Source organism: Coprococcus intestinihominis, from assembly GCF_040096555.1.
GTDB lineage: Bacteria > Bacillota > Clostridia > Lachnospirales > Lachnospiraceae > Coprococcus_A > Coprococcus_A intestinihominis.
This window is the reverse complement of the sequence record NZ_JBBMEK010000235.1, coordinates 1-5,185: the sequence shown is the minus strand read 5'-3', so window position 1 is coordinate 5,185 and position 5,185 is coordinate 1. Positions and strand designations below refer to the sequence as shown.

At 39.3% G+C, this 5,185-nt stretch carries 10 protein-coding genes and 1 pseudogene; all 11 read left to right on the top strand.

Annotated elements, in window-relative coordinates:
• Nucleotides 1-8: 8 nt before the first annotated feature.
• Nucleotides 9-257: an MmcQ/YjbR family DNA-binding protein gene (locus tag WMO25_RS14485; RefSeq protein WP_349085888.1), complete on the top strand. Its 249-nt coding sequence runs from the start codon at nt 9-11 to the stop codon at nt 255-257.
• Nucleotides 254-721, top strand: coding sequence for a YaiI/YqxD family protein (locus WMO25_RS14480; RefSeq protein ID WP_349085886.1), 468 nt, complete (start codon nt 254-256; stop codon nt 719-721). The genes WMO25_RS14485 and WMO25_RS14480 overlap by 4 nt, the downstream gene beginning before the upstream one ends.
• A gap of 109 nt (nt 722-830) precedes the next feature.
• Nucleotides 831-1,321 (top strand): annotated as a pseudogene (locus WMO25_RS14475) (peptide deformylase).
• 202 nt (nt 1,322-1,523) lie between these two features.
• A complete protein-coding gene (locus WMO25_RS14470) occupies nt 1,524-1,796 on the top strand; it encodes a hypothetical protein (RefSeq protein WP_349085884.1) in 273 nt (90 codons plus the stop codon).
• Nucleotides 1,797-1,826: 30 nt separating this feature from the next.
• Nucleotides 1,827-2,249, top strand: a complete 423-nt coding sequence (locus WMO25_RS14465; protein WP_349085883.1) for an N-acetyltransferase — start codon at nt 1,827-1,829, stop codon at nt 2,247-2,249.
• A gap of 13 nt (nt 2,250-2,262) precedes the next feature.
• Nucleotides 2,263-2,697 carry a flavodoxin family protein gene (locus tag WMO25_RS14460; RefSeq protein WP_349085882.1) on the top strand — a complete coding sequence of 145 codons (435 nt, stop codon included), beginning with the start codon at nt 2,263-2,265 and terminating at the stop codon, nt 2,695-2,697.
• Nucleotides 2,698-2,737: 40 nt separating this feature from the next.
• Nucleotides 2,738-3,205, top strand: a complete 468-nt coding sequence (locus tag WMO25_RS14455) for a hypothetical protein (RefSeq protein ID WP_349085881.1) — start codon at nt 2,738-2,740, stop codon at nt 3,203-3,205.
• A 34-nt stretch (nt 3,206-3,239) separates the two neighbouring features.
• On the top strand, nt 3,240-3,842 hold the full coding sequence (locus WMO25_RS14450) for an alpha/beta hydrolase (RefSeq protein WP_005337276.1): 603 nt from the start codon (nt 3,240-3,242) through the stop codon (nt 3,840-3,842).
• A gap of 115 nt (nt 3,843-3,957) precedes the next feature.
• Nucleotides 3,958-4,482: a flavodoxin family protein gene (locus tag WMO25_RS14445; protein WP_055176454.1), complete on the top strand. Its 525-nt coding sequence runs from the start codon at nt 3,958-3,960 to the stop codon at nt 4,480-4,482.
• 188 nt (nt 4,483-4,670) lie between these two features.
• A complete protein-coding gene (locus WMO25_RS14440; protein ID WP_349085880.1) occupies nt 4,671-4,844 on the top strand; it encodes a DUF1905 domain-containing protein in 174 nt (57 codons plus the stop codon).
• 72 nt (nt 4,845-4,916) lie between these two features.
• Nucleotides 4,917-5,185, top strand: a 269-nt coding sequence (locus WMO25_RS14435; RefSeq protein ID WP_349085887.1) for an iron chaperone, incomplete at its 3' end; no start/stop codon positions are given.

The window sequence follows — 5,185 nt, the reverse complement described above, 5'->3', positions numbered from 1 at the left end:
GGTGTGTTATGCGTCATAAGGGAAATAAGAAAACATTTGCGCTTATTTATGATAAAGATGGTTATGTATGGATAAATATAAAATGTGATCCGGAATGGAGAGAGTTCTGGAGAAATGCTTTTGAATCTGTTGTCCCGGCTTATCATATGAACAAGACACACTGGAATTCTATTATCCTGGATGGCTCTGTTCCGGATAAAGATATCCGGCGTATGATTGGGGAAAGTTATGATCTGACGAAAGGAAAGAAAAAATGAGGATATTAGTAGATGCGGATGCCTGTCCGGTAGTGTCCATCGTAGAAAAAACAGCAAAGAAATATGAAATTCCGGTTGTTCTCTTATGTGATACAAACCATGTTTTATATTCAGATTACAGTGAAGTGATCACAGTGGGAGCCGGAGCCGATGCTGTAGATTTTAAACTGGTCAGTCTGTGCCAGAAGGGAGATATTGTTGTAACACAGGATTATGGTGTGGCTGCAATGATTCTGGGAAAAAGTGCTTACGGTATTCATCAGAGCGGTAAATGGTATACAAATGAAAATATCGACCAGATGCTGATGGAACGTCATCTGGCGAAGAAGGCAAGAAATGCAAAGAAAAAGCATCATTTGAAAGGTCCGGCAAAACGGACGGAGGAAGATGATCAACGATTTGAAGAATCTTTGGAGAAACTCATCTCAGTAGTAGATCGAAACCCCCTACTGAGACAAAATTAGAATGAGAATGAAAAAACCTCGCTATGGTAGAAATATAATATTGTTGATATAATCACTATATGGTTCGGAGGGATTGAAAAAGAGATAATATGACATGGAGGAATGATAGATGGTAAAACCGATAATGAAAGATGTGTTCTTTCTGGGACAAAAATCAGAACCTGCTACAAAGGCAGATCTGCAGGTAGGAAAGGATTTACAGGACACTTTACAGGCAAATCGTGCCAGTTGTGTAGGTATGGCTGCAAATATCCGCGAAGGCAAAGTGAGAATGCGTCATGCTGGCATGTAAGCATGCGAGCGCGCCCGCGACTGAGTGCGTAGCACGAAGTGATTGGTGTGAAAAAGAGGGTGATCATTGTAAATATGGGATTCGTAGATGTTGTGATGTTTAATCCGGTTCTTCTGAGCAAGGATACTCCATATGAAACAGAAGAAGGATGTCTATCGCTTACCGGTGTGAGGAAAACAACACGATATGAAAATATCGAAGTGGAATATTATGATATGAATTGGAAAAAGCAGCGGCAGAAACTGAGTGGATGGCCGGCACAAATTTGTCAGCATGAGTTGGATCATCTGGAAGGCATTTTAATTTAAGAATATCAGATGGAATATGACTTCCGCTTCTTCAGGCGGTGAACAAGAAATATATATCAGTGGCGGGTGTCAATCCCCATCTGATATACGCTCCGCGAGGATGCGCAGGGATTCGGATTAGTGTTTTGTCTGCTTTGCAGACCCGAATCCCACGCCAAGACTCGCGAGCGAGTCTTGAATAAAATTACGGGAGTGATCGATTATGGCATCGGAACGAACCGATGAATTATACAAGGTTTTGCTGGACAGGGGATATCCTAAAGAGTTCTGTGCGGAAATTGCCTATAGAAATATGAATACAGATTACACTGCCACCCGGATGCTTGGCTATTTGTACCGGGTAAGTGATCCCCGAATCGAGGATCTGGTGGATGAGATGCTTGCAATCTTAAGTGACAGAGATGCAATTATTCAGAAAAAAGAATTGGAACATGCCCAGGCTGTGATCAATGAGATTTACAGAAATGGATTGTAAAAAAAGTTTAGTAATTATGGTATAAGAAAAATGATTCGAAGATTTGAAACAAGAGATCTAGATGAGATAATGGACTTATGGCTTCATGCAAATATAGAGAGCCATTCTTTTATAGAAGCAGATTACTGGAAAAAGAATTATGATATAGTCAGAAAATTGATTCCTGAAGCAGAAGTATTTGTGGCAGAAGAAAATGAGGAGATTCAGGGATTTATCGGTTTAACAGATACTTATATAGCCGGGATATTTGTAAAGGCAAAGGAACAATCAAAAGGAATCGGAACAGAACTGCTTCGCACCGTTATGAAACTAAAGGATCAATTGAATCTTAACGTGTATAAGAAAAATATGAGAGCGGTAGTGTTCTATCAGCATCGTGGATTTAAAATTGTGAATCAGAAAATAGATGAAAATACATCAGAAGAAGAATATACGATGGAATGGCATCGTTAGGCGGGAGGTAAAAATGAAGACAGTAATTGTTTATGCGTCTGTACATCATGGAAACACAAAGAAACTGGTGGAGAAAATTGCAGAGAAATGTAAGGTTGATCTGATTGATGCCGTGCAGCAGCCAAAGGCGGATTTGTCGGATTATGACCGGATTGGTTTTGCTTCCGGTATATATTTTTCAAAATTTCATCAGACGATCCTAAAGTTTGCTTCTGAAAATCTGCCGGAAAATAAAAAGGTATTTATGATCTGTACTTATGGCGGGAGCGGAGCATATAAATCACTGGAAGTTATTTTGAAAGAGAAGAAAACGGACATTATCGGAAAATTTGGCTGTAAAGGATATGACACTTTTGGACCGTTTAAATTGGTGGGTGGTATTGCAAAAGATCATCCGGATGAAAAAGATCTGAAAGCAGCGGTCTCCTTCGTGGCTGGATTGCAGTGATCAGGACGATAAGAAAATCGGGATTTCAGGAGGTGTTTTTATGCCACAAATGAATAAGGGAGGAAAATTTATTTTCGGGAAATCACTCATTCGGACGGATGGAACATTGCGGATTCCACCGCAGGCAATGGGAGAATATCACATTGCAGATGAAGGAAAAGTATATCTTTTTACCGGAAGTAAGATTACCGGTGGCTTCTGCGTCACCCGGAAAGGCCTTTTGCATCCGTCAAAACTTGGTCACATTTTGGACGATACTCCACCGTTGCTTGACTACTCAGCAGGTTCTGGCGAATTTATCAAATACAAGGGGCGTTCCTACTGCTGGGTAGAGATTTCACAGGAGGGGCAAATTCTTCTTACGAAGAAAATGATGGATTTTTTGAAGGTGAGACCCGGAATGGAGCTGCTCTCTATCCGCAGTAGCGACATCGCGTTTACGATGGGAGCTAAAGGACCGCTATTGGAAAAAGCAGAAAACTATGATGGTGAAATTCCGCTTTTTTAAGTGTAACAATTTGAATTTGTGGAGGATAACTATTGTGGATAAAGCAGTTATTTATATACATGGAAAAGGTGGTAATGCTGAAGAAGCTATTCATTACAAACCGCTCTTTAGTAATTGTGATGTGATTGGTCTCGACTATACTGCACAGTTTCCATGGGAAGCAAAAGAAGAATTTCCATTACTTTTTAATTCAATTTATAGAAACTACAAGACTGTTGAAGTAATTGCCAATAGCATTGGAGCGTATTTTGCTATCAATGCCTTATCAAATCAGCAAATAGAGAAAGCATATTTTATTTCGCCCGTTGTAGATATGGAAAGGCTTATTGCTGATATGATGATTTGGGCAAATGTTACAGAGGATGAACTCAAAGAGAAAAAAGAAATTCAGACAACCTTTGGAGAGACTCTTTCATGGGATTATCTTTGCTATGCAAGAGAAAATCCTATTATATGGGAAATCCCAACGCACATTTTGTATGGTGAAAAAGATAATCTTACCGCTTATGGAACGATATTTGAATTTGTACAGAGGACTAATTCAACACTTTCTATTATGAAAAATGGAGAGCATTGGTTTCATACGGATGAACAAATGAAATTTCTTGATGAATGGATAATAAAATCTTCCAAATAAATTCAAGTTTACAGAACTGAATCAAAAGAGCTCGAAGGAGCTCTTTTTCCTTTTTTATAATAGTATCATTATGGTATAATAGAGACATTAAAATCGGAAGTTGGAGGATACACGCATGAAAATTGTAATCATTAATGGAAGTGCCAGAAAAGGAAATACGCTGGCAGCAATCAATGCATTTATAAAAGGAGCGTCAGAAAAGAATAAAATTGAAATCATTGAACCCGACAAACTCAACATTGCACCATGCAAGGGATGTGGTGTCTGTCAATGCTCTAAGGGATGCGTCGATAAGGATGATACAAATTCTACCATTGATAAAATTGCTGCCGCAGATATGATTCTTTTTGCTACACCAGTTTATTGGTGGGGAATGTCAGCACAATTGAAACTTATCATTGATAAGTGCTACTGCCGTGGATTGCAGTTAAAAAACAAAAAAGTTGGCACAATTGTTGTAGGTGGTTCTCCCGTAGGCAGCATCCAGTATGAGCTGATTGATAAGCAGTTTGACTGTATGGCAAAATATCTTTCATGGGATATGCTTTTCAAAAAATCATATTATGCAACAGCCAGAGATGAACTTGAAAAAAATAAGGATTCCATGAACGAACTTGAGTGGATTGGAAAAAATTTATAAAGCACACACCAAATTCCAGTTTTTAGAACTCGAGAGATCGGAATTTGTGGAGGATAATATTCACAGAATGAAAGGCGAATAATATGGAATTAAAATTTTGTGCAAAAATTCTTCAAAATGAGAATATGGATGCCGCCTATGTAGAGGTTCCTTACGATATCAAAGATCTTTTTTGAAAAGGGCGTTTGTTGGTAAATGCTACATTTGACGGTATTCCGTATCGTGGGCAAGTGGTAAAAATGGGAACTACGTGTTACATTATCGGCGTTACAAAAAAGATACGCAAGCAGATTGGCAAGAGTTTTGGAGATATGGTTGAAGTGGTTCTTCATGAAAGAGACAGTGAGAAAAGCCCAATGTAGCAATGTCCCAAATGTGGCAGAGAGTTTAAGAAAAAAGGGCAAAGTCATTACTGCGGTGAAAAGCCAAAGACGATTGATGAATATATCCAGAGCCAGGATGAGGATAAACAGGAAGATCTGCGCGATATCCGTCAGATTCTTCGCAGTGCATTACCGGAAGCGGAAGAACGCATTTCATGGAGTATGCCGACCTACTGGAAAGGTCATAACATTGTTCATTTTGCTGCTTCGAAGAAACACATCGGCTTGTATCCGGGTCCTGCAGCAGTCGAAGAATTTGCTGAAGCATTGAAAGGGTATAAGACGGATAAAGGAACGATTCGCATTCCCTATGGGAAGGT